Source organism: Streptomyces sp. CBMA156, assembly GCF_014596515.1.
Lineage (GTDB): Bacteria > Actinomycetota > Actinomycetes > Streptomycetales > Streptomycetaceae > Kitasatospora.
In genome coordinates this window covers 35,055-60,974 of record NZ_MSJQ01000455.1, presented here as the reverse complement: position 1 = coordinate 60,974, position 25,920 = coordinate 35,055, and the positions used below count along the sequence as shown (strand labels likewise).

General features: G+C 70.0%; 19 protein-coding genes and 1 pseudogene. 6 read left to right on the top strand and 14 right to left on the bottom strand.

All coding sequences use genetic code 11. The annotated features are described in order from the left end of the window. Positions 1 to 14 precede the first annotated feature (14 nt). The gene (locus tag BU198_RS41475; protein ID WP_188301873.1) at positions 15 to 1,148 is read left to right on the top strand and encodes a Fic family protein; all 1,134 of its coding nucleotides are present in this window, start codon (positions 15 to 17) and stop codon (positions 1,146 to 1,148) included. Positions 1,149 to 1,289: 141 nt separating this feature from the next. Here BU198_RS41475 and BU198_RS41470 read toward each other — a convergent pair whose 3' ends face one another. Genes BU198_RS41470 through BU198_RS43155 form a run of 4 tightly spaced genes read right to left on the bottom strand, consistent with a single transcriptional unit; the run spans position 1,290 to position 10,138 of the window. Further along, positions 1,290 to 4,052, bottom strand: a complete 2,763-nt coding sequence (locus BU198_RS41470) for a pPIWI_RE module domain-containing protein (protein ID WP_188301872.1) — start codon at positions 4,050 to 4,052, stop codon at positions 1,290 to 1,292. Continuing rightward, on the bottom strand, positions 4,040 to 7,597 hold the full coding sequence (locus BU198_RS41465; RefSeq protein WP_188301871.1) for a hypothetical protein: 3,558 nt from the start codon (positions 7,595 to 7,597) through the stop codon (positions 4,040 to 4,042). The genes BU198_RS41470 and BU198_RS41465 overlap by 13 nt, the downstream gene beginning before the upstream one ends. Continuing rightward, positions 7,590 to 8,636: a hypothetical protein gene (locus BU198_RS41460; protein ID WP_188301870.1), complete on the bottom strand. Its 1,047-nt coding sequence runs from the start codon at positions 8,634 to 8,636 to the stop codon at positions 7,590 to 7,592. Before BU198_RS41460 ends, BU198_RS41465 begins: the two co-directional genes overlap by 8 nt. Then, the gene (locus BU198_RS43155) at positions 8,633 to 10,138 is read right to left on the bottom strand and encodes a PD-(D/E)XK nuclease family protein (protein ID WP_317620536.1); all 1,506 of its coding nucleotides are present in this window, start codon (positions 10,136 to 10,138) and stop codon (positions 8,633 to 8,635) included. The genes BU198_RS41460 and BU198_RS43155 overlap by 4 nt, the downstream gene beginning before the upstream one ends. A 116-nt stretch (positions 10,139 to 10,254) precedes the next feature. Between BU198_RS43155 and BU198_RS41450 the strand changes: the two genes are divergently transcribed. Beyond that, positions 10,255 to 11,145 carry a serine/threonine-protein kinase gene (locus tag BU198_RS41450; protein ID WP_188301868.1) on the top strand — a complete coding sequence of 297 codons (891 nt, stop codon included), beginning with the start codon at positions 10,255 to 10,257 and terminating at the stop codon, positions 11,143 to 11,145. 15 nt (positions 11,146 to 11,160) lie between these two features. On the opposite strand, the gene BU198_RS41445 is transcribed toward BU198_RS41450, so the two are convergent. The 5 genes from BU198_RS41445 to BU198_RS41425 all read right to left on the bottom strand — a co-directional run bounded on the left by BU198_RS41445 (position 11,161) and on the right by BU198_RS41425 (position 18,247). Then, positions 11,161 to 13,872, bottom strand: coding sequence for a tetratricopeptide repeat protein (locus tag BU198_RS41445; protein WP_188301867.1), 2,712 nt, complete (start codon positions 13,870 to 13,872; stop codon positions 11,161 to 11,163). A gap of 1,515 nt (positions 13,873 to 15,387) precedes the next feature. Continuing rightward, a complete protein-coding gene (locus tag BU198_RS41440; protein ID WP_188301866.1) occupies positions 15,388 to 15,675 on the bottom strand; it encodes a hypothetical protein in 288 nt (95 codons plus the stop codon). 219 nt (positions 15,676 to 15,894) lie between these two features. Next, the gene (locus BU198_RS41435; protein WP_188301865.1) at positions 15,895 to 16,053 is read right to left on the bottom strand and encodes a hypothetical protein; all 159 of its coding nucleotides are present in this window, start codon (positions 16,051 to 16,053) and stop codon (positions 15,895 to 15,897) included. Beyond that, positions 16,050 to 16,286: a hypothetical protein gene (locus BU198_RS41430; protein WP_188301864.1), complete on the bottom strand. Its 237-nt coding sequence runs from the start codon at positions 16,284 to 16,286 to the stop codon at positions 16,050 to 16,052. Before BU198_RS41430 ends, BU198_RS41435 begins: the two co-directional genes overlap by 4 nt. A 512-nt stretch (positions 16,287 to 16,798) precedes the next feature. Then, positions 16,799 to 18,247, bottom strand: a complete 1,449-nt coding sequence (locus BU198_RS41425) for an amidase (RefSeq protein ID WP_188301863.1) — start codon at positions 18,245 to 18,247, stop codon at positions 16,799 to 16,801. Positions 18,248 to 18,368: 121 nt separating this feature from the next. Here BU198_RS41425 and BU198_RS41420 point away from each other — a divergent pair, with 121 nt between their 5' ends. Beyond that, on the top strand, positions 18,369 to 18,710 hold the full coding sequence (locus BU198_RS41420; RefSeq protein ID WP_188301862.1) for a hypothetical protein: 342 nt from the start codon (positions 18,369 to 18,371) through the stop codon (positions 18,708 to 18,710). 14 nt (positions 18,711 to 18,724) lie between these two features. On the opposite strand, the gene BU198_RS43150 is transcribed toward BU198_RS41420, so the two are convergent. From BU198_RS43150 to BU198_RS41410, 3 genes and pseudogenes are all read right to left on the bottom strand, one after another. Next, positions 18,725 to 19,135: a helix-turn-helix domain-containing protein gene (locus BU198_RS43150; RefSeq protein WP_223245626.1), complete on the bottom strand. Its 411-nt coding sequence runs from the start codon at positions 19,133 to 19,135 to the stop codon at positions 18,725 to 18,727. Positions 19,136 to 19,236: 101 nt separating this feature from the next. Further along, positions 19,237 to 19,617 (bottom strand): annotated as a pseudogene (locus BU198_RS43145) (hypothetical protein); the annotation flags it as partial. A 113-nt stretch (positions 19,618 to 19,730) separates the two neighbouring features. Next, a complete protein-coding gene (locus tag BU198_RS41410; protein ID WP_223245636.1) occupies positions 19,731 to 20,093 on the bottom strand; it encodes a helix-turn-helix domain-containing protein in 363 nt (120 codons plus the stop codon). Here BU198_RS41410 and BU198_RS43140 point away from each other — a divergent pair. Further along, positions 20,063 to 20,359, top strand: a complete 297-nt coding sequence (locus BU198_RS43140) for a hypothetical protein (protein ID WP_223245642.1) — start codon at positions 20,063 to 20,065, stop codon at positions 20,357 to 20,359. The two genes, BU198_RS41410 and BU198_RS43140, sit on opposite strands and share 31 nt — an antisense overlap. A gap of 228 nt (positions 20,360 to 20,587) precedes the next feature. Here the strand turns inward: BU198_RS43140 and BU198_RS41405 are convergent, their stop codons facing one another. Both BU198_RS41405 and BU198_RS41400 read right to left on the bottom strand, forming a co-directional pair. Continuing rightward, positions 20,588 to 22,450, bottom strand: a complete 1,863-nt coding sequence (locus BU198_RS41405) for a sensor histidine kinase (protein ID WP_188301860.1) — start codon at positions 22,448 to 22,450, stop codon at positions 20,588 to 20,590. Beyond that, positions 22,440 to 23,177 carry a response regulator transcription factor gene (locus tag BU198_RS41400; protein WP_188301859.1) on the bottom strand — a complete coding sequence of 246 codons (738 nt, stop codon included), beginning with the start codon at positions 23,175 to 23,177 and terminating at the stop codon, positions 22,440 to 22,442. Before BU198_RS41400 ends, BU198_RS41405 begins: the two co-directional genes overlap by 11 nt. A gap of 142 nt (positions 23,178 to 23,319) precedes the next feature. Between BU198_RS41400 and BU198_RS41395 the strand changes: the two genes are divergently transcribed. Together BU198_RS41395 and BU198_RS41390 are read left to right on the top strand one after the other, a co-directional pair. After that, positions 23,320 to 24,279, top strand: a complete 960-nt coding sequence (locus BU198_RS41395) for a M20/M25/M40 family metallo-hydrolase (RefSeq protein ID WP_188301858.1) — start codon at positions 23,320 to 23,322, stop codon at positions 24,277 to 24,279. 23 nt (positions 24,280 to 24,302) lie between these two features. Further along, the gene (locus BU198_RS41390; RefSeq protein ID WP_188301857.1) at positions 24,303 to 25,736 is read left to right on the top strand and encodes a M1 family metallopeptidase; all 1,434 of its coding nucleotides are present in this window, start codon (positions 24,303 to 24,305) and stop codon (positions 25,734 to 25,736) included. Positions 25,737 to 25,920: the final 184 nt, after the last annotated feature.

Below are 25,920 nucleotides of genomic sequence, written 5' to 3'. Positions count from 1 at the left end.
GGTGTCATTGCTTCATGCTCTATGGTGTGCCATCGCTGCAGGACATCGACCAGTCCGTCCTCGCGGAGATCGACGAGATGCGCGACCGGCTGCGTCTCCATCTGCGCACTTCACGTCGCTGGGAAGGGCAGCTGCGGCGTAACCTCACGGCGCGGGCGATCGCCGGATCGAACACGATCGAGGGCTACGCCGCGAGCGTGTCGGACGTTGAGGACATCATGGTCGGCGAAGCGCCGATCGAGGCGAACGACACCGTCACGGCCGAGATCGAGGGTTATCGGCAGGCGATGACCTACATCCAACGCCTCGCCGAAGCGGGCGACGACTTCGCCTACAGCAAGGGCCTGCTCAACGCGCTGCACTTCATGATGCAGGGCCACCACCTGATCAAACGGCCCGGCTGGTGGCGTACCGGGCCGGTGTACGTCACCTCCGCCGAAGACCCGACCATCGCCGCGTACACCGCCCCTGATGCCCAGCAGCTGGCAGTACTGACTGACGAGCTGGTCGAGTGGCTGAACGAGGGCGACCTGAACGCGCCGGGACTGGTGCGGGCCTCTATGGCGCACCTGAACCTGGTGGCGATCCATCCGTGGTCGGACGGCAACGGGCGGATGTCCCGCGCCCTGCACACCCTGGTCCTGGCCCGTGAGGGGATCATGGCGCCGGAGTTCTCCAGCATCGAGGAATGGCTCGGCCGGGCCCGCAACACCTACCGCTACTACGACATCCTCGCCGACGTCGGCGGCCCCGTTTGGACCCCCGACCGCGACACCCTGCCCTGGATCCGGTTCTGCCTGCGCGCCCACCACCAGCAGGCCCAGAGCGTCGAGCGCCAGGTGAACACCACCCGCGAGGTCTGGACCGCCCTCGATGAAGCCGTCGAGCAGCGCGGCTGGCCCGACCGCATGCTCTACGCCCTCTACCCCGCGGCCATGGGCAACCGCCTGCGCCGCGCGACCTACCAGGCCGACGCCGAGCTCAGCGAGCAGCAGGCCCAACGCGACATTCGCGAACTCGTCCGCACAGGCTGGCTTACAGCCAGGGGTGAAGCCCAGGGGCGCTACTACACCGCTGGCTCGGACCTTCCCGAAGCCATCGTTCGAGGTGTACGGGAACCGCGGCCGCTTCGCGATCCTTATGCCTGAAGTTCACCCAGTGGGTGCCAGGCGGAACAGGAGGGGACCTATGCCGCATTCATCCGCGCATCAAGGCAAGCGCGGTCCCCTGCTTCCGGCTGCCCGCAGGGCGGTTGGCCAGAAGCAGGGACGGTGACGGACCGGTTGGTGTTATTGCTCCACTGACGGACTACCGGCTTCGACGTCGTCGCTGGTTGCCGCCTCGGCCGTCGGCATCGCCTCTGCGGCGAGAGGCAGGACGTACTGCTCGGCCAGCTTGGCGAGATGGAGCGGCAGCGGCCGGGAGAGCGGATGGTACTCGTCGTGGAGACGCAACTGATGCACGGCGGCGGCCAAAAGCGCGGTCCGGTCCGCGGGCCAGTCGGTCCGACGGGTCTGCTCCAGAGCCTGTTCGGAGAGGCAGCCGAGCACGGTGAGCTCAAGTGCCTGCGGGTTCCAGGCAGTGGCTGCGGGGCCGTGTGGCCAGCGCGTGGTCGGGACGATCTTGCGCAGGTCAGTACGGACCGTTCCGGCGGTCGGCGGCTTCCCGACCGTGCTGGTGAAGACCCGGTTGTCCGGATCGGCGTCCTGCGGCGCCCACAGTCCGATGGACACCCCCGGGGTGTCGTCCTCCTGGGCCCCTGGGGCGTACCACTCGGCGGTCTCCTCGCGGCTGTTAGCGTCCCGGAGCAGGACCACGCGCAGGTCGGTGCCGAACAGTGAGAGCCGGGCGGGGCGCTCTCCGTCGAAGACCAGGCTGTCCTTGACCAGTTGGCCATTGCTCAGGCCAGGCCAGACCTTGCGCAGGTTGCCACTGTTGGCGAGCAACAGGGTAGGGCGGTCCCGGACCTGGTAGAGCAGTGACCTGATCTGCCGTTCGGCCTCGTAGCGGGTTTCCGCCGCCATTGTGCCGGTCCGATCCGTTTCCTCTCGGTGGGTCGGAGTGGCGCCGGAGGCAGCAATGGTGAGCAGCAGCCGGGCGTACGGGACCCAGCGCTTCTTGGCCTCGTCCCAGCCTTGGACGGGGTGCACCGGGTCGCGCGGGCGGATGCGTAGTGCGACGAGGTGACGGCTGGCCTGCCGGGTGGAGCCGCTGGCCTGATGGCGAACGTGCCAGAGCGCCAGGTACTGCATGTCGTCGGTCAGGGCCTTGTCGAGCTTTTGTTCGGGAGGGACCATTGCGCCGAGTTGGCGCATCCCGTCCGCGACCGCAGAGCCGGCCCGTTCGGACAGTGGGCCGTCAGCGTCCTCCGGCACGACGATGAACTGACTCACCCGCCCGGCTCCAGCGCACCCGAGACGCAGTGCCGACTTGGGATCGGTATCGGTTGCCGGGAAACGGTCGCGTCCGAGGATCTCCACGAATGCGATTCCGGCCGTCTTCCGGTGCGCGCCAAGCCTGGCGGTCATTCGTGCCGCGCGCTCCCGAACGGCCGACGCCACCGACTGGGCGCGCGAGAGGCCAGTCTCCCGGACCACTCGGATGGCGCTGCCGAGAGACTCCATCGGACGGGCACGGAGCACCACACACAGCTCGTCGGCGTGCCACTCGTACGTGCCGTCCGCATCGGGGACAGCAGGCGGGAGGTCGAGCCATTGGCGCAGTGCCGTGACGAGTCCGTCCCGGGTCTCCTCGGTCTGCCAGACCACGTCCACGGACAGCGGCTGGCCGTCGAGTACCGTGCGGATGGCGGCGCGCCTGGCCTCGACGCGTAGCCGTGCGCGTTCGGCCAGTTTCCCTGGGTCCTTGGTGTGTGAGGTGGCGAGCAGTCTGGGGTTCGATCGGCGGTGCACCCGTTCGAGGGCCGGTACCCGGCGCAGGAACGGGCGGATGCCCTCCTCGATCCACCGGTCGAGGAGCATTCGTTCCAGCGGCATCAGGCCGGCGCCCACACCGTGCTTGCCGAAGCCGGTGTCGTAGAGGATGCCGGCAGCCACCCCGTCCCGGCCTGCCAGCCACTCGGCTGCTTCGCCGGTCAGCTCGGCGGGCTTCGGGTACACGTGCTGGATGTCCAGTTCCGGCAGGAGGTCGACCAGGCTCTGCCTGCTCCACACGGGCACGCGGAGGGTCCGGTCCAGGGAGATTGAGTTGACGGCGAGCCGGTGGCGCCGGTCGGAAGTCTCGGCCCAGGGCATCGGTGCGTCGAGAAGGACGGTTGCCCCACTGCCGTTCTGCAGCTTCACCGGAGAGTCGGTGACCCAGCGCCGCACGCCGTACGAGACGTGCACCCGGAAACGATCCGTGAAGGGTGCGGTCTGTACGGTGACCGTCACCAGCGCCGAGTAGTACCAGGTGCGCTTGTACTTGGTATAGGTGCGCGGCGGCCAGCTGACCAGCTCCACCCCTTGGTCCCGGGTGACCTGGCGGAAACGCAGTTCGGCACCGTCCATCAGCAGCGGTCGGGCCGCGAGCAACGCGCCGATCCGCTCCGGCAGCAGGTGGTAGAGCCGTCGGTCGGGCTCGGCGGTGCCGCCTGCGGAGACTTCCGTGGCCGTGAGGTCGACGCTCTCGTCGCGCCAGCCCGGGGTCACCTCGTCGATCAGTGCGAGGGCGCGGTCGAGCGCGGCCTCGTGCCCGGCGGCCCGTACCGGATCCTTGTCCGTACCAGGAGACAGGGTCATCACCCAGGAGGCCAGAAGCGGGGCCACCAACTCGGCTGGCTGGTCATCGGTGGCGTAGAACCACGGCACCTCGGAGCTGGACCCTGCCCCCCGGCCGGTTGCCAGTACACCGGGTGCGGTGGCCCTCAGTAGGGCGTTGAGCCTGCGGATCGGCAGGCCCGGGGGCTCGCTCCGGCGGTGCCGTCGGCGGTGGTAGAGGTCCAGGAACTCGGTGCGCCACTCCTCGGGGAAATACATCACGCGGAACTGCTCGAACCACGGCCCGTGATCGGGGTCGGGCTCGTAGGCGGTTTGGTGGATCAGTGGGTACATGCGGAACCTCGCCCTTCAGTGGTTTCGGTCAGGCAGCGGTTGAGAGCGGTCCACAGCGGCCGGTAGAGGGCCTGGACGATGCGGCGTTCGGCCTCCGGCTCGGTGCTGTCCGGGCCGAAGTAGGGGGTGAGCACGGCGCGGATGCTGTACAGCAGGCTCGTTTTCGGCGTGTCGGTGGGCCCGGTTGAGTCGGCCGCTGCCAGGCAGGGCGCGAACGCGGCATCGACGAAGGCGACCCGAGTGGGTACCGCGCCCCGGACGGAGCGGCCGATGACCTGCCAGATCAGAACCAGCATGTCCCAGGTGACCTGGACGCGGTCCTCTTCGTCGAGGTGACTCCAGGCCATGCTCCTGGCGAGGACGTGGAACCACTTGGACCGGGCGGCGTCGCGGAATCTACGCGCACCCAGACCGAGGGTGGGCGCGCCGCGCACCAGATCGGAGAACCCGGTGCCGTCCATCAGCCGGACGATCCAGTCGTTGATCGCGTGCACCGCGAGGCCGAGGTCGTCAGGGCGGGGGTTGGGCCGGGCCAGGAAGTAGACTGAGCCGATGGCGGCCTCCTTGCTGTCAACGGCGAGGATGTTGTGCCCGCGCTCCACCGCGAGCAGCGGCGCCACCAAGATCTCGGCGTCCGTGGCGGCGAGCGTCTCGACGTCACCGCGGCGCAGTACTGGGGCGTGGTGCTCGTCGTCCAGTGGACGGCCGGCGGCATCCGGGTCGTCGTCGGACACCAGCCGCCGGACTTTGCCGCGCCAACGCTCGTTGAGTGTGTGCAGCGTGTCCGCCACCAATGCGGCCTCGTCGTAACTGCCGACCAGGAGCAGGATGTGCCGACGGGGTTCCGGTAGTCTATGCAGTTCCCGAAGGAGGCGCCCCTGGCCTCGGTCGTTGCGGCCGAGCTCGGTGGCCATCCGGCGCAGCACGTCTTCGCGCCGGTCGATCGGCGCTCCGGAAAGCCGCAGGGCCTCGCTCGGACTGTCGCATGTGCACCGCGTCGGGCAGGCACAGGCCTCTCGAACGAACTCGAAGCGGAACTCGCTCTGGTCGGCGATCCGTTCCAGTTCCGCAGGGTCGGGTTCGATCAGTGTGCCGATCGGTACCGGAACGTGGTAGCGGCTGGACTTGTCGGCCCAGCTGCTGCCAGACATCAGCAGGACGTTGGTCCCCGGCAAGCCGTCCACCATAGGTAGGTCCGGCATGGCGCGCAGCAGTTCACGCCCCACCCCGCTGCAGCGGAAGAAACGGAGCTCGCCGCTGCGGACACCGCCCTCGTCGCGCCCCTCCAGGAGAAACTGGAACCCGATCACATTGCCCATCGGGGACTCGGGGACCATCGGCGCGTAGTCGAGGGGGCGACGGTACATCTCGTTGAAGCCGAGGCTGAGTGCGTCCGCGACCCGCGGCCACATGGTGTTGATCAGGGCGAGCTTGGGCTCCAGAGCGCTGAGCAGCAGGGTGAATTCGAACCGGTCGAGCAGGGCATCCAGCCAGTCGTCCGAGTCCTCGGGAAGGGGAGCGCGTCGCCGTCGCTTCGTGTTCTTGCCAGCACTCTCCTGCTGCCCTGCCGACGTGTCCCGGTTCCCGTTCACCAGTGACCTGAGCTCGCGGTACCGGTCCTGGTTCGCCTCCTCCTCCCCCAGGAGTGGGGTGATCTCGAAGAGGTCGCACACCACCTCCCGCAGCCGGGCACGGGTGTGCTCGCGGTAGTTGGTGTGGAGCAGTTCTCCGAGCAACCCGAGCAGTGGCAGGGTGTCGTCCTTGGGCGGTCGCCGGTCCCCGAACGGGTTGTCCCGGAAGGCGTCCAGGAGTTCCATCAGGTGCTTCCGCGGTTCCCGGTGCGGGTCCTCGGCTGGGGGCCCAGCCTGGCCGTCGTAGTCCTCCGGCAGGGGGAAGCGTTCCTCCAGCAGGCGCAGTTGGAGGGTTCCGGCGCTGAAGTAGCCGGTTCGGACCCATTTGCGCAGGTCGAAGTCGCGGACCAGCATCGCCACCAGCCGGTCTGCGGCAGCCTGGGTGGTGTTCACCGCCGCCGACCAGTTCTCCACGTCGCGATCGGATAGTTGCACCCGTCCGGCGCTGGCCAGCTCCCGGATGCGGTGCTGGTTGACCTCGTCGAGGAACGAGCGGGTATCGGGGCCACCGCCGAGCAGTGGGATGGCGGGGGCGAACATGCGGTCGAGTTGCATCTGCACCCGGTCCGCCTCGTCGACGATCACCAGGTCGCTGCGTCGGCAGGCGAGTTCGAGGTAGCGGATGCGCTCCGGGTTCTGTGGGTGCGGGACACGGGTATCCACTAGGCTGGGCGGGGTGGATACCCAGATCCTCGCGTCGACCAGGGACCGTGGCCCGTGATGGCGCGGGCACTGGGACCAGAACGGACAGGCAGTCCGGTAGGGGGTCCACGGGTCGTCGGGGTCCACCTCGCGTTTCTTGGGCGGTTGGAGCCTGGTACACGGTGCTTCGCCGAATCCCAGGAGGTCGTCGGCGGGGTGGCCGTCGGCGTGGCGCAGCGCGTTCAAAGCACAGGAGGTGCTCAGGTACTGGAAGCCGGGGTCCAGGTGGGCGAGCAGGTTGGGTTCGCCGCGTCCTGCGGTCCTTCGGTGGAGCCGTTCGGCGTGCTGCTGACGGCCCGTCGCGCCGAGGACGGGTGCGGCGGAGGCGGGAACGTGGGTGTTGTAGAGCTCGACCAGTTTGAGCTGCTCCGCGACGTCGCCGACCACCACCGTCAGGTTCCGTCCCTGCCCGGCGAGGTGCACGGCCAAGACGTCCCGAAGCGTGCTCTTGCCGGCTCCGACGATCCCGAGCAGGTGCTCGATGCCGGACACGGAGAAGTCGCGGGCGGGACGGAAGCCTCCGCGGCGGCGTGTGGACAGCCGGATCGCCTTCAAGCGGGTGAGCCAGCCGGCCGGTTTCCGGGCGTCCATGGTCGCAGCCGTGATCATCAGCTTCTTCCACGTGAAGGTCAGCGGCCTGCCCGCATGGACCGGAAGCCGTCCGAGGTCGTGACCGGGCGGAGTGGGGGCTGAATGTTCCGGGATCAGCACGGTGGTCAGGTGCCGGCCGATGGGGAAGGCGTACCGGCCGGGGGCGGCGAAGGTGGCCGGCTCTCCGGTGAACGGCGGCGCCTGGTTCAGCAGGCGCTCGTAGGAGGCCCACCGGTCCTCCGCCACGGAGAGCGACGGACGGCGGACGGCGGGGGCGTTCAGGTCCGGTACGTCGAAGGCTCTGAGTTGGCGGTCCTGCTGCTGGTAGTCCTTCAGCGCCTCGGACCAGGCCAGTCGGCGCCCCCAGGTCCACAGGGCGTAGCGCGCGGTGCGACGGATGTGCTCCTGCCGGTCAGAGATGTCGTCGCGCTCACGAGCGAACGGATAGCCGCTGAACAGGGTCCAGCCCTCCGCGGCAGGAGCACCGGGAGTGAGCTGTTCCTGGAGGAACAGGCCGAGTTCGATCTCACACAGGTCGACCAGCTTGCGGCGCGGCAGTGCAGAGCTGCTGGAGCGGAGCTCCCGCACCACCTGGTGCAGGGCCTTGGCAGTGCTACGCACGAGTTCTCCCGGGTCGGTCGTTCTGATACGGAGCTGTGAATTCGCTGACGGATCTGAGCCGCACCAGGGCGCCATCGGGAAGGTTGTGGTCGAAGGCCTTCCGGTAGCCCGGTCGGTCGACGACTGCGTCGGGCATCACGACATCGAGCGGGGAGTCTTCGAGGGTGGCCAACTCGGAGGCCCTGAACGCGGCCAGCGCCGGCTGCTCACGGTCGAGCACCCGGACGGCCCTGCCCGTCCCGTTCTCGTGGACGAGTCGGAGGCTGCCCGTCCCCGTCGGAACAAGCCCGGACCAACCAGCCAGCTTCTCGCGCAAGGCCAGTTCGGTGCGGGCGGGGAGGGTGAGGAAGAGCCGGACAGCGCGGGGGAGGGCGATCGGGTGCTTGGGCACCTCCGCCTTCTCGAGCCCTCCGGGCGGCTTCTTGCACTCTCCCTCGCACCACGCCCCGGCGCCCTCTGTCGGCTTGGCAAAAAGTAGGCACTCTGTGCAGGTGGAGACCGTGTGGTCGGTCGAGAAGTTCTCGGGCACCGGCTCGTACAGCTCCCGAACCAGTCGCCAGGTGCGGATGGTGGCCGGACGCATGAGCTTGGAGCTGTCAGGGTTCAGGATGACGGGGTGCGCGATCAGGAAGTCCCGACAGGAGGCGAACCGCTCGGGGGCCCCGCAGGCGTCGGCGAGATCGGCGATTACTCTGTCGGCGCCTTGTTCGAGTCTGCCGAGGCGGCCGTATGAGGCGAGTTCGGCACAGGTTCGGGTCGGCTCGGCCGAGCCTCGGTCGATCAGCCGGGCGTCATCGGTAAGGACGCCTGGCGGGAGTGCCAGCGGCCAGGTCGTGAGGAGGTCCCGGCAGCGGGACAGCAGATCGGGAACGCTCAGGGGTGCCGGCCGGTCCTGCTTGAGGCATGTCCACACGACACGATCGAAGGCTAGTTGAGTGCTCGTCGGGTACGGGAGCCGGAGCGCCGCCGGACGGGGAACGTCGCTCAGGTCCAGCACGCCGCGAGCCACCGCCGCCAGTAGTTCGAAGTCCGGGCTCACTTCGGCGCCTCCTGTGAAGGCTCTGACAGTCGGCGTGCCGAGCACCAGCGCGCCATCTCGCAGCTGTCGCACTCCGCGCTCGGCGTTGCTTCGAACAGTCGCTCCTGGTGCCAGCTGGTGACCTGATCGCGCAGCACCGCTTCGGCTGCGGCTACGGTCTCCGGCGCGAACGGGTCGAGGCTCCGGAGGTCCACGCCGCCGGGGCGTAGCAGTTCGAGCTCAACCCGGTCGGCGGCCAGCATGCCCTTGGCGATGATCCTCACCGCCAGCGCCAGCTGAGGGTAGGCCGAGAGCAGGTCGCGCGGCATCCTCCTGCCAGCGGAGGTCTTGGTCTCACGCCATACCCACGAGCCGCGTTCGCGGTACAGCAGGTCGGGCTCCGTCAGCACCAGCAGATCGGCTGCGGGGTCGTCGAACACCAGGAGGGGTTCCGGCGTCCTCTCGGACTGCGGATCGGCGATGCGGAGCGGGCACACCTCGGCGTGATGACGCAGGAGGCGGGCACCGAGGAGACGCTCGGACTGTGGGAGCCGGTAACCGTCGGGGACCCAGTCGGCGGGTACATCGGAGGTGCACGGCGTCCGTTGCTCCTGGCTGTGCCGGGCGGAGAGGAAAGCATGGACGGCGCGTCCGCGCTCGGCCGCGGCACTGCGTTCGACGGAGTCGTCCACCGGGAGGCGCAAGCCGCGGAGGTAGCCGCGCGCCGGGCAAGAGCTGTGCCCGCGGCCCGTGGTCGGGGACCAGCTCCGGCGTGGCCGGGTGCGATCGGCTATCCCGAGCAATCCCGGGGCTCGCGGCAGCGCAGGGCAGACGGGTGCCACCCGGCAGGACACGCAGGCAGATCCGGGCCGATACTCCGGACGGTCCAGGAGCGACCGGACCGCGGGCGCTCCGTCCTGCCGATAGAGGGCCAGCGCTTCTGCCCGGGTGCCGTCGAACAGCTTCTCGGTCCGCCCGTCCGAGAGCGCGAACTGCATCACTCGGACGCGCTCCAATCGCTCGTCAGGCTCGCCTTCCGCCGCGACCAAGGCTGCGATCGCCCGCTCGGCATCCGTGCGCCAGCGTAGGCGGTTCACCGGGAGCCGGAGTTCTCGCAGTCGGCCGTCCACCGACTCGAAGCAACGCCCCCAGACACTGATCCGGTACTCCGTGCTCACCGACCCGTCACCCCGCGAGCCGCGGTGTCGGTAGCCCCAGGGGCGTGGGGCCGGCTGGAGTTCCGAGCTGTCGGCGAACGCCGTCTCGTACATCCGGAGGGCATGTCGGGTCCACAGGTGCACCCCGTCGTGAGCGGGTTTGTTGGACCTGTTCGAGTCTGCGTCGTCGTCCGGCAGTTCGATCTGGTCGAGCGCGGCCATGAACGGGCCGTTGGTGAACGTTTCCAATGCTTCGGGCTTCCACGCGGCTGACCGGGCCGGTCGCATTCCGCGGGCCTTGAGCGCATCCGAAGCCGGGCACCGATAGCGTTCCGGCCCGAACATCCCCAGTCGGATGTCGATCACGGAAGAACGTCCGACCAAGCCTTCGGGCGGCCAGGTTCCTGTCATACTGTCCCCCACTTCTTGTCTATTGCCATCCGAGCCCGGTACCGGGCGGATCTGGTCCTGGAGTTCACGTCTTGCGTCCTGGTGCCCTCCTGAATCATCGCTTTCGGATCCTGCGGGAACTCGGCCAAGGCGGCGAAGGCGAGCTCTTCGTCGCCCGTGATGAATATGGCCGCCGAGATGTTGCTGTCAAGGCACAGTTTCGACGCTTCGGCCAACCAGTGACCGACTACTCCGGGGAGGCCAAGCCTCTCGAGGAAGAACTGGGTCGACTGCGGTTCATGGAATCGGTGCCCGGGATTCCCCGCGTGCTGGACGACGGCTGGCATGATGGTTGGGGAAAGCAGCGATACATCGTAATGGAACTGATCGACGGTTCCACCCTCCGGTCCTGGATGGGCAGGCACCAGCCGGTGTCCGCCACCGACGCGGTCTGTGTGGTGGCCCAGCTTTGCGACACCCTGGCGCTGGTGCACGAGCGCTACGTCCACCGGGACGTAACACCGAACAACGTGATGATCCAACCCGACGGGCGGATTCGACTCCTTGACGTGGGCATCTCCACAGATTTCTCGACCCCGAACTACGATCCCCGCGGGACACCGGGCTACGCCGCTCCCGAGCAGTATGTGCAGGATTCCGAGTCAACCGCGAAATCCGACGTCTTCGCCCTCGGCGTCCTACTCTTCGAAATGATGACCTCGGAACTGCCCTACAGTCATGTCGACGGCCCGCCCGGCGAGACGGAGCCAGCCTTCCTGAACGGATTCGATGCCCATATGCCCGGAAAGCTGAAGAGCCTCGGCCTTGCCATGGTCGCCGTTGACCCGCGCGAGCGTCCCGAGGTTCGAGAGGTCCGCGGCTACCTCGAGTGCTGGCTGCCGAGGGTCGGCTCCGACCGGAGTCCGAAGGCCGCGCGCCCCGACCCTTCGACCTACTTCCGGCTGGCCGAGCCGAACCGGTGAGCCAGCCGCCGAGGGTCACGAGAGTTGCCGCTGACGCTCCACCGCGGCATCGAGGTCTTCCTCGCCGAGCCTTGCAAGCAGAGCACGGGCCTCCTCGACGGCTTGCCGGGCGTCCTGGTCACGACCCAGTGCGCTGAGCGAGTCGGCGAGCCGGACCAGCGTCCTGGCCTCCCGGCTCGGGTACCCCATCGAGCGGTAAAGCATCAGCGCGTGGCGGTAGGCCGCCGCCGCCGCGTCGTGCTCGCCGATCGCAGCCCGGATACGGCCCATTGTGAACGAGCTGTGTGCCTGGCCGTTGAGATCGGCCGTATCGTTCAGCAGGGCCGACGACCGGCGGCAGTGCTCGAGGGCTGAGAAGTGGTCGCCGGCCCGGTGGTGGACGTTGGCGAGGCCGTCGAGTGCGGCTCCCTGGCCGAGCCGGTCCTCCTGAGCCTCGAAGCCGGTCAGGGCGGCCCTGAGTTCCACCACCGCCTGGTCTATGGCGCCGTCCTCGTGCAGCATGATGCCCAGGCTGTAACGGCCCAGCGCAGTGCCCTTCAGGTCGCCGTGGTCCTGGCTGGTGCGGACCGCCCCGCGCAGTTCCGCCATGGCCCTCCTACGATCGCCGAGTCCGCGGTGGGTCCCGGCGAGCAGACGCCGGATCATGGCCACGTCTCCCGGGCCTGCGATCCGTCTGGCCGCCGGGAGGGCGTCGGTGAGGTGGCCGAGGGCGTCCAGGTATCGGTTGGACCGCCACTGATAGGTCAGCACAGTGAGCGCCAGAAGCCAGGTGTACCGGTCGAGCTGGAGTCTCCCAGCCAGCTGGAGCACAGCGCCCAGGGTGGCGTACTCGGCGTCGAACCAGGCCGTCGCGGCCGCGTGGTCTGTGGGCGAGACCACAGCGAAATCCCCGCTCGTGGTGATCGGCAGCTGGCGATCCGGGTCGAGTACCCGATCACAGGACCAGGCGTTCTGCAGGAGGAACTCCATTACCGTCGCGAGGCTTTCGTCGCGATCTCCAGGATCTTGCTGATCGGCCAGCTGTGCAGCGTAGATGCGCACCAGGTCGTGCATCGCATAGCGCTCGAAGGTCGGTTCAGTCACCAGGCTCATGTGGATCAGGTCATTCAGCGATCCGTCGACCGCGACACGGCCGTGCCCCAGTGCCTGGACTGCCCGCCAGCTGATCGTCGGGCCGGGATGCACGGAGAGTTGCCACAGCAGCTTGGCGGCAGGAGCAGACAAGAGACGGTAGGAGTTCTCCAGCAGGGAGCCGACGTTCAACTCATCGGTACGCAGGTCGAGAGGGCGCAGCCCAGAACTCTCCTCCAGCAGTCTGCGGACGACGCTCGGTAGGTCCCGGGGCTGGCGGCGGGTGATCTGGGCGGACACGATGCGCAGAGCGATCGGTAATCCGGAGCAGTAGTCGAGCAAGGAACCGGCGAACGGTCTGGCAAGGCCCATCCGTTCCTCTCCCAGAGCTGCTTCCAGCAACTCGGCGGCCTCGGGGCGGTCGAGCGGCGTGAGATTGATCAGCTTCGCACCTTCCTTGACGACCATTCCCTCCAGCTGCCGGCGACTGGTGACGATTGCGGCGCTTCGGCCTGGACCGGGCAGCAGCGGTCGGACCTGCGCTTCGTTCCGGGCGTTGTCCAGGACGACCAGCACGCGGCGGTCCAACAGCGCCGAACGGTAGGCCGAAACCAGCCCGTCGAGGTTCACGGTGGCCGGGGTCGTCCGCAAGTCGTTCAGGAACCGGACGAGGACAGAAGCGACTTCCTCGGGTTCCAGGACGGAGAATCCCCTGAGGTCGATGTACAGGACCCCGTCCGGGAAGTTCGGCGCAAGCTGCTGGGCTGCGGCCACCGCGAGGCATGTCTTCCCGACGCCCGCCAGGCCCGCCACGACGGCGATCGGCCCCGATCCGGGCTCCCTGCCCAGCACGACGTCGGCGAGGAGTCCCAGCTCTGACCGACGGCCGATCAGTCGTCCCTGCAGGGACGGCAGCTGGTTCGGCCGCTCAGGGAACCCCAGATCCGGGGACGTGATGCCGGAGGTGATGTTCTTCTTGCTCGTCCTTGCCAGCAGCAGATGGGCGGTCGGCTGGTTGAACCGGCGCTTCCATTGAGCGAGCAGCGGGTCGATCTCGTGGTGGCGGCCCAGCGTGCTTAGCGACTGGACCTTGAGGCCGAGCAGGGTCTCGCTGTCGGGCCAGTGGACCAGCGCATCGTCCGCCCGCTGGAGCGCGATGTGAGGTTCGGAACACTCCAAGTCGGTGCGCACGCAGTCCGCGAACGCGTCGTGTAGCTCGCGGAGGATTCGAGCCCGCTGCCGGGCGAAGGCTTCACCTGGCAGGTCTTCCAGCGGGGTGGATCCGCGCCATTCGGCTAGCGAAGTCAGCAGTGTGGCGCGCCGATTCTGTGGATTCCCGGTGCGGAGCGCGCTGGCGTACTGGCTCCGGAAACGGACCAGGTCGACGCTGGCGGGGTTTACCCGGATGTGGGAGGCGCCTCCGCTGTTTCCTACCTCCAGCCCCACGGCGCGGCGCAACCTGAGGCAGTACTGCCGGATGTTCGAGGGCTTCGTGTCCTCACCCGGCCATAGGAATCGAAAAATTTTGCGATGGGGAACCGGCTCGCCCGGGGTCAGTAGCAGAAGAGCTAGGAGCTCGCAGGTCTTGCCTGACGGAACATCGATCGATTCTCCGTCGTCGAGTGCGACCAACTGTCCAAGCAGGCGAAACTTCATGTCAATCACCAATGTTGAAGCGCGAATTGGCCTGGTAGATGCGTCTTGGACAGCATCGCACGAGCCGTCGGGAGGCCTGTAACGTTCGGTTAACGCCTCGGAGTTGTTGGGCTGCGGGGATATCTGGCACGCTGCTGCGTCATCGGCCCGAGCTCGATGATGGTCGCCTGGCGCACCATCAAGTCGCGGGCCTCCGAGGCGGCTACCGGAATCACTCCGGTGAAGCGGCTCGGACTCGTCGGTATCCAACGAACACCCAAGAGACGACCATGACTTCGAACCAGCGCAAGAGCCGGCAGCGCAGCACGCGCCCGGCGACCACTCGCTCGCCCAAGGCGACGATCCCGCCCCGTCGGAAGCGCCGGCCCCGCCCGAACCCGGTGCCAGCGCCGCAGCAGGGCGCGGCCACGGCGTACCCGGGCTGGCTGAGGCCGGTCCGTCCGACGGCCCAGCGAGTCTACGAGGTTGAGCTGTTCGACGATCTCGAGTAGGGGTGCTTCAGCAGGAGCTGAAGGTGGACACGTCGGCGAGACGGTTGGGAGGCTCAACCGAGTCGCCGGCGTGTCCGGCAAATCCGGTGGCAGAACGAGCAGCGACTCCAATACCCCCCTGCGCGGCGAGCCGCTTCCGCAGGAGGCACACCGCCGGAGTCCGACTATCCTCGTGCGCCCCGCTCAGCTCACCCTCCAGCACCGCCGCCAGCTCCTGCGCGGCCTCGGCCTCGGTTGTGAACCCTCGCCGTCGCCGGGTAGGCCGCCTGCCGCCCTCCGGTACCGGGTCGACGCATTACGTCCACGACCCGTACTCTGCCCCCTCCAACAGCCGCACACACCACGCACCAAACGCTTCCCGCCCTCGTCCCGGCACCCGCGCCGCCGGTACGCCCTGCCCCGCTGCGCACGCTGTCCCATGAGCTTCCCCTTCGCCTGGACTGCCTGGTGAATCTGGGGCAAGAGTGGCTGCTGTGTCGGGTGTGGCGGCATAGCGCGTCGGGCGGTGCGCGAAGCACTCAGAACTGGATGGCGGGGACACGCTCAAGACGACACACCGTCCGGAAGATCACTATCCGTATCCAGTGGGTAGTCGACCCTGATCCGTCCGGACCACCTCGTCTGGCCAGGGGAATGCACGACGGGCCGCAGCGGTCGGCAGAAGGGCCCTGCTGAAGGGCCGACAGATTGCTGCTACTCGCGGTGACGAAGGCCGCTCCGGGGACCTGGGGACCATTTGGGGACCAGCTTCGGACCGCACCTGGTGAGCGCCCGTGGGCGCTTACGGACATCTATGTACGAACTTGAACCCGGCTTAGCATCGACCGGGTTTGGGATCTGCCGACTCCTGATGGTCACGGTGAGACTCAACTCTCTCTAGTTTCAGTGAAGTTGGGAAAAGAAGAAGCCGAGTACTCAAGGCCTGGGCTGTCGACACTAGTTGAACCTATTGACTGGGGATCAAGGGGTCACAGGTTCAAATCCTGTCGTCCCGACCAGCGTTTTCGCAGGTCGTAGGCCGCTTTCACCGAAAGGTGGAGGCGGCCTTTTTGATGTTCCGTCGGCTGGTGGTCGCGGCGTGGTCCTGCCGTTGTGCCGGTGCGGTGCTTCGGTGGGTGGGGCTGGTGATCGGCCGGGTCGTGTTTCTTGGGGTGGTGTGGCGGCCGTATCTGGTGTCGCTGTCGGCTTGGTTGAGGGCGTGGTCGATGGCGTTGACGGCTTCGTGGGCGGCTCGGGCGCTGAGGGAGTGGTGGATGTTCACGGTCGTCCGCAGTGTCTTGGAGGCGATGGGGGCCGGGACGTGCTCGTCCATGGAGAGGGTGCAGGCGAGGTGGCGCAGGTCGTGCAGGCGGATGACGGGGCGTCGGCGTCAGGGCAGAGGTGGTGGAAGCGGTCGAGGACGTAGCCGGGGCAGATCGGTTGGTCGTGGCGGTGGAAGACGAGGCCATGGCCGGGGGTGGGTTGGGGCGGTGGAAGGCGGTGGGGTGATCTGGTCGGCGATGGCGTCGGTGGCGCGGTTGGAGAGGGCGGCTCAGTTGCGGCTGGAGCGTGTCTGGGGGGCGGTGAAGACGAGCTGGTTGTTGTCGATGGCGGCGAGTGTCCGGCGGATGTACTCGGAGCGCTTGTCGAGGTAGGCGTCGTCCTCGTGTAGGGCGAGGGCCTCGCCGCGGTGGGGCTGCCTGATGATCACCGGGCGGGCGATGTTGCGGGGCAGGCGGTCGTTGCGGACGCCGTCGCCGAGGGCGCTGGAGAGGGGGCGAGGATGCGGTGGACGGTGACCTCTCCGCGCTGGTGGGGGCGGGCGAGGTCGTCGAGGGCGCTGTGGCTGTCGACGGCGAAGGTCCAGGTGCCGAGCTGCCAACGCTGGTTGTCGCGGTAGCCGCAGCGGCGGTAGACGCGGCCGCGCTGGGCTGAGGAACGCATGGCGATCACTTCATTGAGCTGGGGAAACGGCCTGGATCCCATCAGCCTCGCCCTGCGGCGCTCTCCGGGACCGCGGGTGGGGCCGCGGGCCGGGGCGGCGACAGTGGGATTCTCTGCGAGGAACTCCCGGGGACCGGCTTCGTGTTCCTCCTGAGGTTTATCGAATTCCATCTGGACATCGGCGGGCCGCCTTTCCTGTGGGCGTGGCTCAGCGCCCCTGCCCGGGGCGGGCACGCCGTCGTGGACGACGTGCGGGAGGTGTCCGTCCAGGCGCGGGGTGACACGGTGGTGCGGGTCTTGAAGGCCGACGTCACGCGCAGGACCGAATTGACCGACCGCGTCCCGGGGGTGGCGCGGGACCGGTGTGAGGGGCGGCGTCCCAGGATCCGCGACGGGGAAGGCCCGGCCTGCCGGCAGGTGCCCTCGGTCGGGGGAGCGCTGCGCACGCGACGGGAGCGCGGTGGCCGGGCCGGCCGCCGCTACGCGGCAGGCGGACGGCCCGGCGGCGGCTCTCAGAATCCCGGCGGACGGCGGAAGCCGCCGATCACCTCCGCGAGGCACTGCACGAACCGGACTGCGGTGCGGTCGTGCAGGTAGGGCGCGATCACCTGGATGCCGACCGGGAGCCCGTCCCGGGTCGCGCCGACGGGCGCCACCGCCGCGGGCAGGTGGTTGACCGCCGACGGTGCCATCCACGTGAGCATCTCGCGGTACGGCCGGTCGGCGCCGTCGACCCGCAGTGTCCGGACCGACCACCCGGGATCGGGGCGTTGGTCGTGGGGGAAGGCGGCAGTGGGGCTCACCGGGCAGAGGAGCACGTCGACGTCGCGGAAGAACTCGGCCCAGCGGCGGCGGGAGTGTTGCCGGCGTTCGTCGAGCGCGTGCCAGTCACGGAAGCTGATCGTCAGGTCCGACGCGAACCCGCCGGCGGCCCCTTCCGCCGTGGCGAGCTCCACGAGCCCGGCATACGACTCGTCCGGCTCGACCAGCCCGCTCTGCGCCATCAGCAGCGGCTGGTAGAGGGCCATCGTCTCTTCGAGCCCGACCGGCCCGCTGCCCTCGACCACGACGGCGCCCTCGGCCCGGACCGCCTCCAGCGTGGCCCGCATGATCGCGGCCAGCTCGCTGTCGACGGGGCAGAACGGGTCGTCGAACCAGGCCGCGACCCGGAAGTCCCGCAGGGTGCTCGACCTGGCGGCGGGCAGCTCCAGCCGCCATCCCGGGGCGCGGTCGTGGTCCGCTCCGGCGAGGACGTCGAGGCCCAGGTCGAGGTCCTCGGCGTGCCTGCCGAGCGGGCCGAGTACCGCCATGTCGAAGTCCGCCAGCGTGCCCGGAGCGTGTCCCGAGACGCTTCCGTGCCTCGGCACGATCCCGAACGACGGGCGCAGCCCGTACACGCCGCAGAAGTGGGCGGGCACCCGGATCGATCCCGCCGTGTCGCCGCCGAGCTCCAGGCCGGTCAGCCCCGCGGCGACCGCCGCGGCGGACCCGCCGGACGAACCGCCGGGTCCGCGGGTCGGGTCCCACGGGTTGTTCGTGGTCCCGTAGACCTCGTTGTAGGTCTGCCAGTCCCTGGCGTCGGCCGGCAGGTTGGACTTGCCGAAGACGATCGCTCCCGCGTTCCTGAGCCGGGCGACCGACTCGGCGTCGTTCGTCGAGACGTGCTCTCCCCAGCGGGCCGAACCCCCGGTGGTCCGCATGCCCGCGACCTCGAGACTGTCCTTGATCGTCACGGGGACGCCGTGCAGGCGGCCGAGCGGCTCGCCACGGGAGACCGCGCGGTCGGCCGCCAGTGCCGCGGCCCTCGCGCCCTCCTCGTCCCGGGCGACGATGGCGTTCACCTTCGGATCGAGCCGCTCCACCCGGGCGAGGTAGTGGTCGAGCAACTCGGTGCTCGACATCTCCTTCGCCGCGATGGCGGCAGCGAGTTGGCCTGCGGAGCGAAATGCCGGATCGGTCATGCGATCTCCAGAAAGGCTGGACCCGCGGCGGTCACATCGCTGTGGCCGACGCAAAATCCCAGTTCAGGGCGGGTCCCAAGCCGACCTTAGTGGACGTGGCGGACCATGTCGGGGTGTGGCCTTGCTCACTCTTCGCGAACGGGACCGGCCGGGCGCAGGCCGCCGAGAGGGACGCTGGACGGACGGCCGGGCCGGCAACTCCTACCGCTACTGCGACGTTCTCGCCGAGGTCGGCGGCCCTGTCCGGACTCCAGCACGCGACACCCTGCCCTGGATCCGGTCCTGCCTGCGCGCACACCACCAGCGGCAGGCCCAATGCGACATCCGCGAACTCGTCCGCGCCGGCCGGCTCACCGTCAAGGGCGAGGCCCAGGGCCGCCATTGCGCCGCCGACCCGGATCCTCCCGAGGAGATCACGCGCGGAGTCCGCGAACCCCGGCCGCTGCGCGACCCGTACGCGTAGGCGCGCAACGCCACTCACGCAGACTTGCCGCCGACCTGCCAATCCCTCGGCGACATACCGTAGGTGGCGCGGAAGGCGCGGAAGGCGCGGAAGGCGCGGAAGGCGCGGCTGAAGAGGCTGGAGTTGGCGAAGCCCCAGCGCCGGGCGATCCCCGCCACCCCGACCTCCCCGGCCATCGGCCGCAGGAGGTCCCGGCCGCAGCGCTCCAGCCGCTGCGTTCGGATCCACCCGCCGACCGTGACGCCCTCGACCTGGAAGAGCTTGTGGAGGAAGCGGACCGACATGAAGTTCGCCTCCTCGATCGTGGACGGTGAGAGGTCCGGATCGTGGAGATTCCGCAGGATGTGGTCCTTGACCCGTTCCAACGAGGCGGCGGCCCGCGACTCCTGCGGCCGAGCACGTCCGCCCCGGTCGTCGACGAGCATCGCGAGCAGGTCGAGCGCGGTGGCCGCGGCGCGGCACCCGAGGACCTTGTCAGCCCTTCCGCCTCGTGCGCCATCCGTGAGAGATAGGTCGCCACCAGCGCGGCGCTGCCCTCGGTGCCGCTGAACGTCGTCGCGGTGAGCGCCCGCAGGTCCTTCTCCCGCACGTCCAGTTCCGCGCGGGGGAAGAGGAATGACGTGAAGACGAACCCCTCCTCGATCTTCTTCCGGAAGGCGCGGGACGTGTCGGTGATGGAGAACTCGCCGGGCCGGACGACCGTCTCCCTCCCGTCCTGCTCCTTGAGCGCGGTGCCGCGCTCCTGGAGGCTGAGGATGAGCGAGGACGAATCGCCGTCGGCGATCATGCGCCTGCTGCGCGTCACCGTCTGCGGTCCCGCCTGGACCCTCGATATCCGTACGGAACCCAGCCGGTGGCCGATGATCCTCCCGGGCGACGGCACCTCCTCCAGGAGGTTCACGGCCATCGGCACGAAGGCGTGGGACACCGCTTCGTGCCAGCACTCCGCCCGGCCGGAGGCGGACAACGACGCGGTGGAGAGAGATGCGGACACCGGGTGCCTCTCGGGTCGATGGGCCGTCAGGACACCGGGCCGTGGGTGTCCTGCCCGTCGGACGGCTCGGTGCCGCCGCGGGTGTCGCGCCACTGGCTCGGCGAGATGCCGTACCAGGCGCGGAAGATCCGGCTGAAGTGGGCCGCGTCGGTGAAGCCCCACCGCTGGGCCACGCCGGAGACCGTGCTGTCGCCGCCGTCCTGGCGGGTGAACTCCTGGGCGGTCGCCTGGAGCCGGCCCGGCGCTGGACCAGGCGGCTGACGGTGACGTCCTCCCCTTCGAAGAGCTTGTGGAGGGAGCGCACGGAGATGCCGTGCGCGGCCGCGATCGCCTTCGGACCGAGCTCCGTGTCCCGGAGGTGTCGGTCCATGTAGGAGCGGATCTCCCAGATCCGGGTGTAGCGGGAGTCCTCCGCGGTCGGCGCGGCACGGGCGGCCTGTTCGGTGACGAGGGTGGCCACCAGGTCGGCTGGCCGCCGACTCCCGTCTCGCCGGCGGCACCGCCCCCCCGTCAGCGCAGGAAGATCCTCTCCGTCGCCACCACGCTCGCCGGTGCCGCCCCGGGCGCCGTTCTCGTGCTGCACGGGCAGACCGCCTGGGCCCTGGTCGCCGGCGCCGTCCTGGCCGGCGGCACCCTCCTGCTCTACCGCGAGTGACCGGCGTTCCGTCACCGTCTGCCGCAGTCGGTCCGTCGCAACCTCGGGTCGAAGTTCCGGTGGTTCGGGGCGGCTTGGGAAGGCACCCCGTTCAACCGGGCCTCGTTGCATGCGCGACGGTCCGGCCCGCGTTCCTCGGTCCGGCCCGCGTTCCTCGCGCCACTGCGACCCCCGCGCACTCGCGTGGCCACCGGGGCTTCGAAACGCCCTGGCCGATGTCCGGGGCGATCACGCGGTGGAGGCGCTCCGCGGGCGCCGCCGGCCGCTGAGGGCCTCGGGTGGGGCGGCGGCCGTGACGGGAAGGCGCACGGTGAACACCGAGCCGGTGCCGGGCGTGCTGGCCGCGTGGACGTCGCCGCCGTGGATCTCGGCGAGCTTGCGGACGATGGCGAGGCCGAGACCGCTGCCGCCGCTCTGGCGGTTGCGGGACTTGTCGGCCCTCCAGAAGCGTTCGAACACCAGTGGCAGGTCTGTCGCCGCGATGCCGGTGCCGGTGTCGGCGACCTCGACGAGCAGGGCCTCGGCGTCGAGGTGGGCCCGCAGGGTGACCGTGCCGCCCGCCGGGGTGTGCCGGACGGCGTTGGCGACCAGGTTGCCCACCATCTGGCGCAGACGTACCGGGTCGGCGAAGGCCTCGCACCCGGCCGCGGCCGCGATCGGTTCGACGACCAGGGTCACGCCCGAGGCCTGCGCCCGGGCACGGTGGGCGGTCGCGACCTGGGCGAGCAGGTCCCCGGCGTCCACGGGCCGGCGGTGCAGGGCGAGTTCACCGGCGTCGGCGGCAGCGAGGTCCCGCAGGTCGTCGATCAGGTGCTGGAGCAGCAGGGCCTCCTCCAGCAGCGAGCTCGTCAGGGCGCCGTCGGCGGTGACGATGCCGTCCTCGACGGCCTCCAGCCAACCGCGGATGTTGCTGAGCGGGGTGCGCAGTTCGTGCGCGATGTCGCCCACCATCGTCCGGCGCAGCTCCTCCAGTTGTTCGCGGCGCTCAGCCATGGCGTTGAAGGCCGCGGCGAGTCCGGCGATCTCGTCGCGGCCGGTCGTGGCCACCCGGGCGGAGAGGTCTCCGTCGGTCATCCGCCGGGCGGCGCGGGTGAGTGCGTTGAGCGGCCGGGAGAGCCGTAGAACGACGGTCGTGGTGATCGCCACCGTGATCGCCAGCACCAGCGCGGCGACCTCGGCGACCCGCCCGTGGTGGAGGGACAGGGCGGGGGCCGGACCCTCCGCCCCGGCGGGTGCACCGACGAACAGCAGCACGGGCGGCGCCACGTACCGGACGAGCTGCTGCCGACGGGAGTTGGCGAGACAGGCGGAGATCACCTGCTCCTGCTCCCGGTCGCGGGGCGGGGACCACCGCAGTGCCAGGGACAGCGTGACGGGCCGGACCTGCTGGCGTTCCAGGCAGGCGTTGACGAGCGCGGTGAGGTCGGCGAGGGCGCTGCTCTCGGTGCGGGTCGGGGCGTCCAGCACCAGGGGGGACGCGCAGCGCGGGCCGGGCACCCCGGCGCCGGGGACGCTCACCACGGGGCGCCCGGCGGCGTCGTCGACGACGGTGGCCTCGACGCCCAGTTCCGACCGCAGGCAGCCGGCGCGGTTCCGCGCGGCCTCCTCCATGGCCGCGCGCTCGGCGGCCGTCAGCCGGAACGGGCCCACGGCGCGGGCGTCGATCCGGTCGGCGGGAGCGTCGGGCAGCATGGCGAGATCGACGGAGAGCGGGTCGACGGTGGTGGTCGGCGTACGGGGCAGTGCCGTGTGGCCGGCGGCTGGGTCCGGGGCCGGTGCCGGGGGCGCGGAGCCGAAGACCGGCTCGAAGCGCGGCGTGGTGAGCAGGATGTGCTGCCCGGTGTCGGCGGCGAGCTGCCGGACGGTCGGCTCCGCGCCGCTCCAGTCGGGGTGGGTCGCGGCGTAGCCGAGCAGCTCGTGGTAGATCCGGGTCTGGTCCGCGAGGACCTGGCGGCGCTCCTGGGTGATCACGCCCGTCGTGGTGCGGGCGGTCAGCCAGGCCGTCGCGGCGATGGAGCAGAGGGAGACCAGGGCGGAGAGGGCGAGCAGCCGGAGCAGCAGGCCGCGGCGCGGCGGGGCGTCACGACGCACCGCGCGGCCCCTCCGCGAGCTTGTAGCCGATGCCGTAGACCGTCAGGATGCGGGTGGGGCTGCCTGGTTGCGGCTCGATCTTGCGACGCAGGTTCATCACGTGGGTGTCGACGGTCCGGGCGGTGATGTACCGGTCGATGCCGTGCAGGTGGTCCAGCAGCTGGGCCCGGGTGAAGACCCGGCCGGGCTGGGCGGCCAGGACCTCCAGCAGCCGGAACTCACCGGGGGTGCAGCTGACGGGCCGTCCGTCGGCGGTGACCTCGTGGCGCAGGGGGTCGACGGTGAGGGCCCCGGCGTTCAGCACGGCCGACGGCGGGGAGACGGGCGTCACCGGCGGTGCGACGGCGTCCTGGGGCAGTGGGGCGGAGCCGCGACGCAGCAGGGCGCGGACCCGGGCGACGAGTTCGCGGGGGCTGTAGGGCTTGGTGAGGTAGTCGTCGGCGCCGAGGTCGAGCCCGAGCAGCAGGTCCTCCTCGGCGGTGCGGGCGGTCAACATCAGCACCGGGAGGGCGGATTCGGCGCGCAGGGCGCGGCAGACGTCGAGTCCGTCCATGACGGGCATCATGACGTCGAGGACCAGGAGCTGGGTGGGGCCGCTCCGGGCCTGTTCCAGTGCGGCGCGCCCGTCGTGGACGACGACCACGTGATGCCCTTCCCGCTCCAGGTACAGGCGGGCCAGGTCGGCCTGCTTGGGATCGTCCTCGGCGACCACGACGTGTGCACACATGAGGATGATCGTAAGTCGCTCTCCGGAGGCACCCCCACCGGTCGATGACAGCCTCCCGACAAGTTCCTGACACCGAAGGACCAGGGTGGGTGGAATCCGCCGGGGGAGCGCCCCGGCCGCGCCTCCGAAAGGCTCCCGTGTGATGCCCTCCCCTCGTCCGGTCTCCCTCACCGCCCGCGCCCTCGGGGCGGCCCTGCTGCTGTCCGCCGTCCCCGCCGCCGCGGCGACGGCGGCCACGCACGGGTCGGCCCCCGCCGCGCCCACCGTCACAGCGGCGGAGGTGATGCCGCACCTCCAGGCCCTGCAACGGATCGCGGACCGCAACGGCGGCAACCGCGCGCACGGCACCCGGGGGTACGCGGAGTCGGTGGCGTACGTGAAGCAGGCCCTGGACCGGGCCGGCTTCCGGACGCAGCTGCGCCACTTCTCCCACGACGGCAAGGACGGCTACAACCTGATCGCCGACTGGCCGGGCGGCGACCCGAACCACGTCCTGCTCTCCGGCGCCCACCTGGACAGCGTCCCGATGGGTCCGGGGATCAACGACAACGGTTCCGGCTCGGCGGCCGTCCTGACCACCGCTCTCCAGGTGGCCAAGGCCAGGCTGAAGCCCGAGCGGCACCTGCGCTTCGCCTGGTGGGGAGCGGAGGAGCTGGGGATGGCCGGCTCGGCGGACTACGTCAGGAACCTGTCCGCCGCCGACCGGAAGGCCATCGACCTGTACCTCAACCTCGACCAGGCGGGCAGCAAGAACGTCCAGCAGTACCTCGTGGTGAAGGACGCGAAGAACGGTGAGACCGCGGCCTTCCAGGCCTTCGAGAACTGGTTCGGCGCCCGGGGCCACGCCACGTTCGACATTCCGCTGGACAGCTCCGACACCCAGTCGTTCGGGGACGCCGGCATCCCGTCGTCCGGGTTCAGCAGCGGCGTCTCGGACTGCCTCCACAGCGCGTGCGACGACCTCGCCAACGTCGACCCCGCGACGCAGGCGACCAGCACCAACGCCCTGATCGGCGTGGTGTGGCAGTTCGTCGCGAAGACGCCCGCCGCCGCCAACTCCGCCACCGACCCTGCCACCACCCCCGCCACCGACCGGTCCTGACCACCCGTCCCCAGGAGCCACAGATGCGCACACCACCGAGCCACCGCCGCAGCAGGGCCGCCATCCTGGTGGCGACCGCCACCGCCCTCGGCATCGCCCTGACCGCTGTCCCCGCGGGAGCGGCCGGGGTCGGGGACCCGTACTTCCCCGACGACGGCAACGCCGGCTACGACGTGGCGAACTACGACGTCCGGATCGCCTACGACCCGGCGCAGCCCGACCTGTTGAAGGGGGACACCACCGTCACCGCCCGGGCCCTGCGGTCGCTGGACCGCCTCTCCCTGGACCTCAAGGGCTTCCAGGTCGCCTCCGTCACCGTGAACGGCACCCCGGCGAAATCGTTCTCCCGCTCCGGCGCGCACAAGCTGGACATCGAACCCGCCCGCCGGGTGGCCGGCGGCGCCACCTTCGCGGTGCGGGTGGTGTACGCGGGAAAGCCCGACCCCGAGGGCTGGCACCTGCTGGTGTCCGGCGGCGTCAACGCGATGGGCGAGCCGCACTCCGCGACCTCCTGGTTCCCGTCCAACGACCACCCGTCCGACAAGGCCACCTTCTCGCTCGCCGCGACCGTGCCCGACGGCTGGACGGCCATCGGCAACGGCCGGCCCGGTCCGACCACCGGCGCGGGCGGTTCGACGACCTTCCGCTGGCGCGAGGACAAGCCGATGGCGACCTACCTCAGCACGGTCGCCATCGACAGGTTCACCGTCCACCGCTCGGAGCTGCCGGACGGGACGCCGGTCATCACGGCCTACGGCCCGGACGTGCCGATCGACGAGACGGCCCGGGCGACCGAGGCCCAGCAGCCGGAGATCCTCGCCTTCCTGGCCTCGAAGTTCGGCCCGTACCCGTTCTCCTCGGCGGGCGCCATCGTCCGCAGCTGGCCCAAGGAGTCGGGCACGGGCGCGCCGGACCTGGAGACCCAGAGCCGCCCCACCTACACCAACTACTTCTGGGACGCCGCGGTCGTCCACGAGATCACCCACCAGTGGTTCGGCGACAGTGTCTCGTTCACCGACTGGCGCGACGGCTGCATCGCCGAGTGCGTCGCCCAGTACGCCAACCAGTTGTGGGAGGAGCACAAGGGATCGAACCTCGACACGGCCTTCTACGCCGCAGGCATCGAAGGGAACAGGAACGATCCGGCGTACTGGTCCACCAAGCTGTACGACCCCGGCCAGGGCAAGGAACTCGCTTCGGCCCTCTACTTCAAGGGCTCCCTGATGATGCACGCGCTGCGACGCACCGTCGGAGACGACGCGTTCTTCGGCACCCTCAAGCGCTGGACCGCCGACCACGCCTACGGCAACGCCTCCTTCCCGCAGTTCGAGGCCCTGGCCGCGAAGGTGTCCGGCAAGGACCTCAGGGGCTTCTTCGACGCCTGGGCCCACAGCACGGTGATCCCCCCGAAGGAGTACCTCTACCCCGGCACCCTCGCCCCGCCGGCCGGTGGCTGACGAGTGGTTCCGACGTGCGGTGTGGGGCCGGTCTCCCGGCTCGGGGCGTGGGTGAGCGAGGCCGACCCCGAGCGGCCGGCGGCTACGCTACGGGCCGCGGTCCCCGACCGGCCGGCCGGCGAAGGGGCGTTCGGCGAGAGGACGCCCGGGGAGGGGCGGCCCCGGACCGGGCGGAGCACCGCAC

Bases quoted from the DNA above. Each gene is read 5' to 3' on its own strand.
- BU198_RS41470 (WP_188301872.1), bottom strand. From the start codon at position 4,052: ATGTACCCACTGATCCACCAAACCGCCTACGAGCCCGACCCCGATCAC.
- BU198_RS41390 (WP_188301857.1), top strand. From the start codon at position 24,303: ATGCGCACACCACCGAGCCACCGCCGCAGCAGGGCCGCCATCCTGGTG.
- BU198_RS41395 (WP_188301858.1), top strand. From the start codon at position 23,320: ATGCCCTCCCCTCGTCCGGTCTCCCTCACCGCCCGCGCCCTCGGGGCG.
- BU198_RS41475 (WP_188301873.1), top strand. From the start codon at position 15: ATGCTCTATGGTGTGCCATCGCTGCAGGACATCGACCAGTCCGTCCTC.
- BU198_RS41425 (WP_188301863.1), bottom strand. From the start codon at position 18,247: ATGACCGATCCGGCATTTCGCTCCGCAGGCCAACTCGCTGCCGCCATC.
- BU198_RS41430 (WP_188301864.1), bottom strand. From the start codon at position 16,286: ATGCGTTCCTCAGCCCAGCGCGGCCGCGTCTACCGCCGCTGCGGCTAC.
- BU198_RS43150 (WP_223245626.1), bottom strand. From the start codon at position 19,135: ATGCTCGTCGACGACCGGGGCGGACGTGCTCGGCCGCAGGAGTCGCGG.
- BU198_RS41400 (WP_188301859.1), bottom strand. From the start codon at position 23,177: ATGTGTGCACACGTCGTGGTCGCCGAGGACGATCCCAAGCAGGCCGAC.
- BU198_RS41445 (WP_188301867.1), bottom strand. From the start codon at position 13,872: ATGAAGTTTCGCCTGCTTGGACAGTTGGTCGCACTCGACGACGGAGAA.
- BU198_RS41440 (WP_188301866.1), bottom strand. From the start codon at position 15,675: ATGGACGAGCACGTCCCGGCCCCCATCGCCTCCAAGACACTGCGGACG.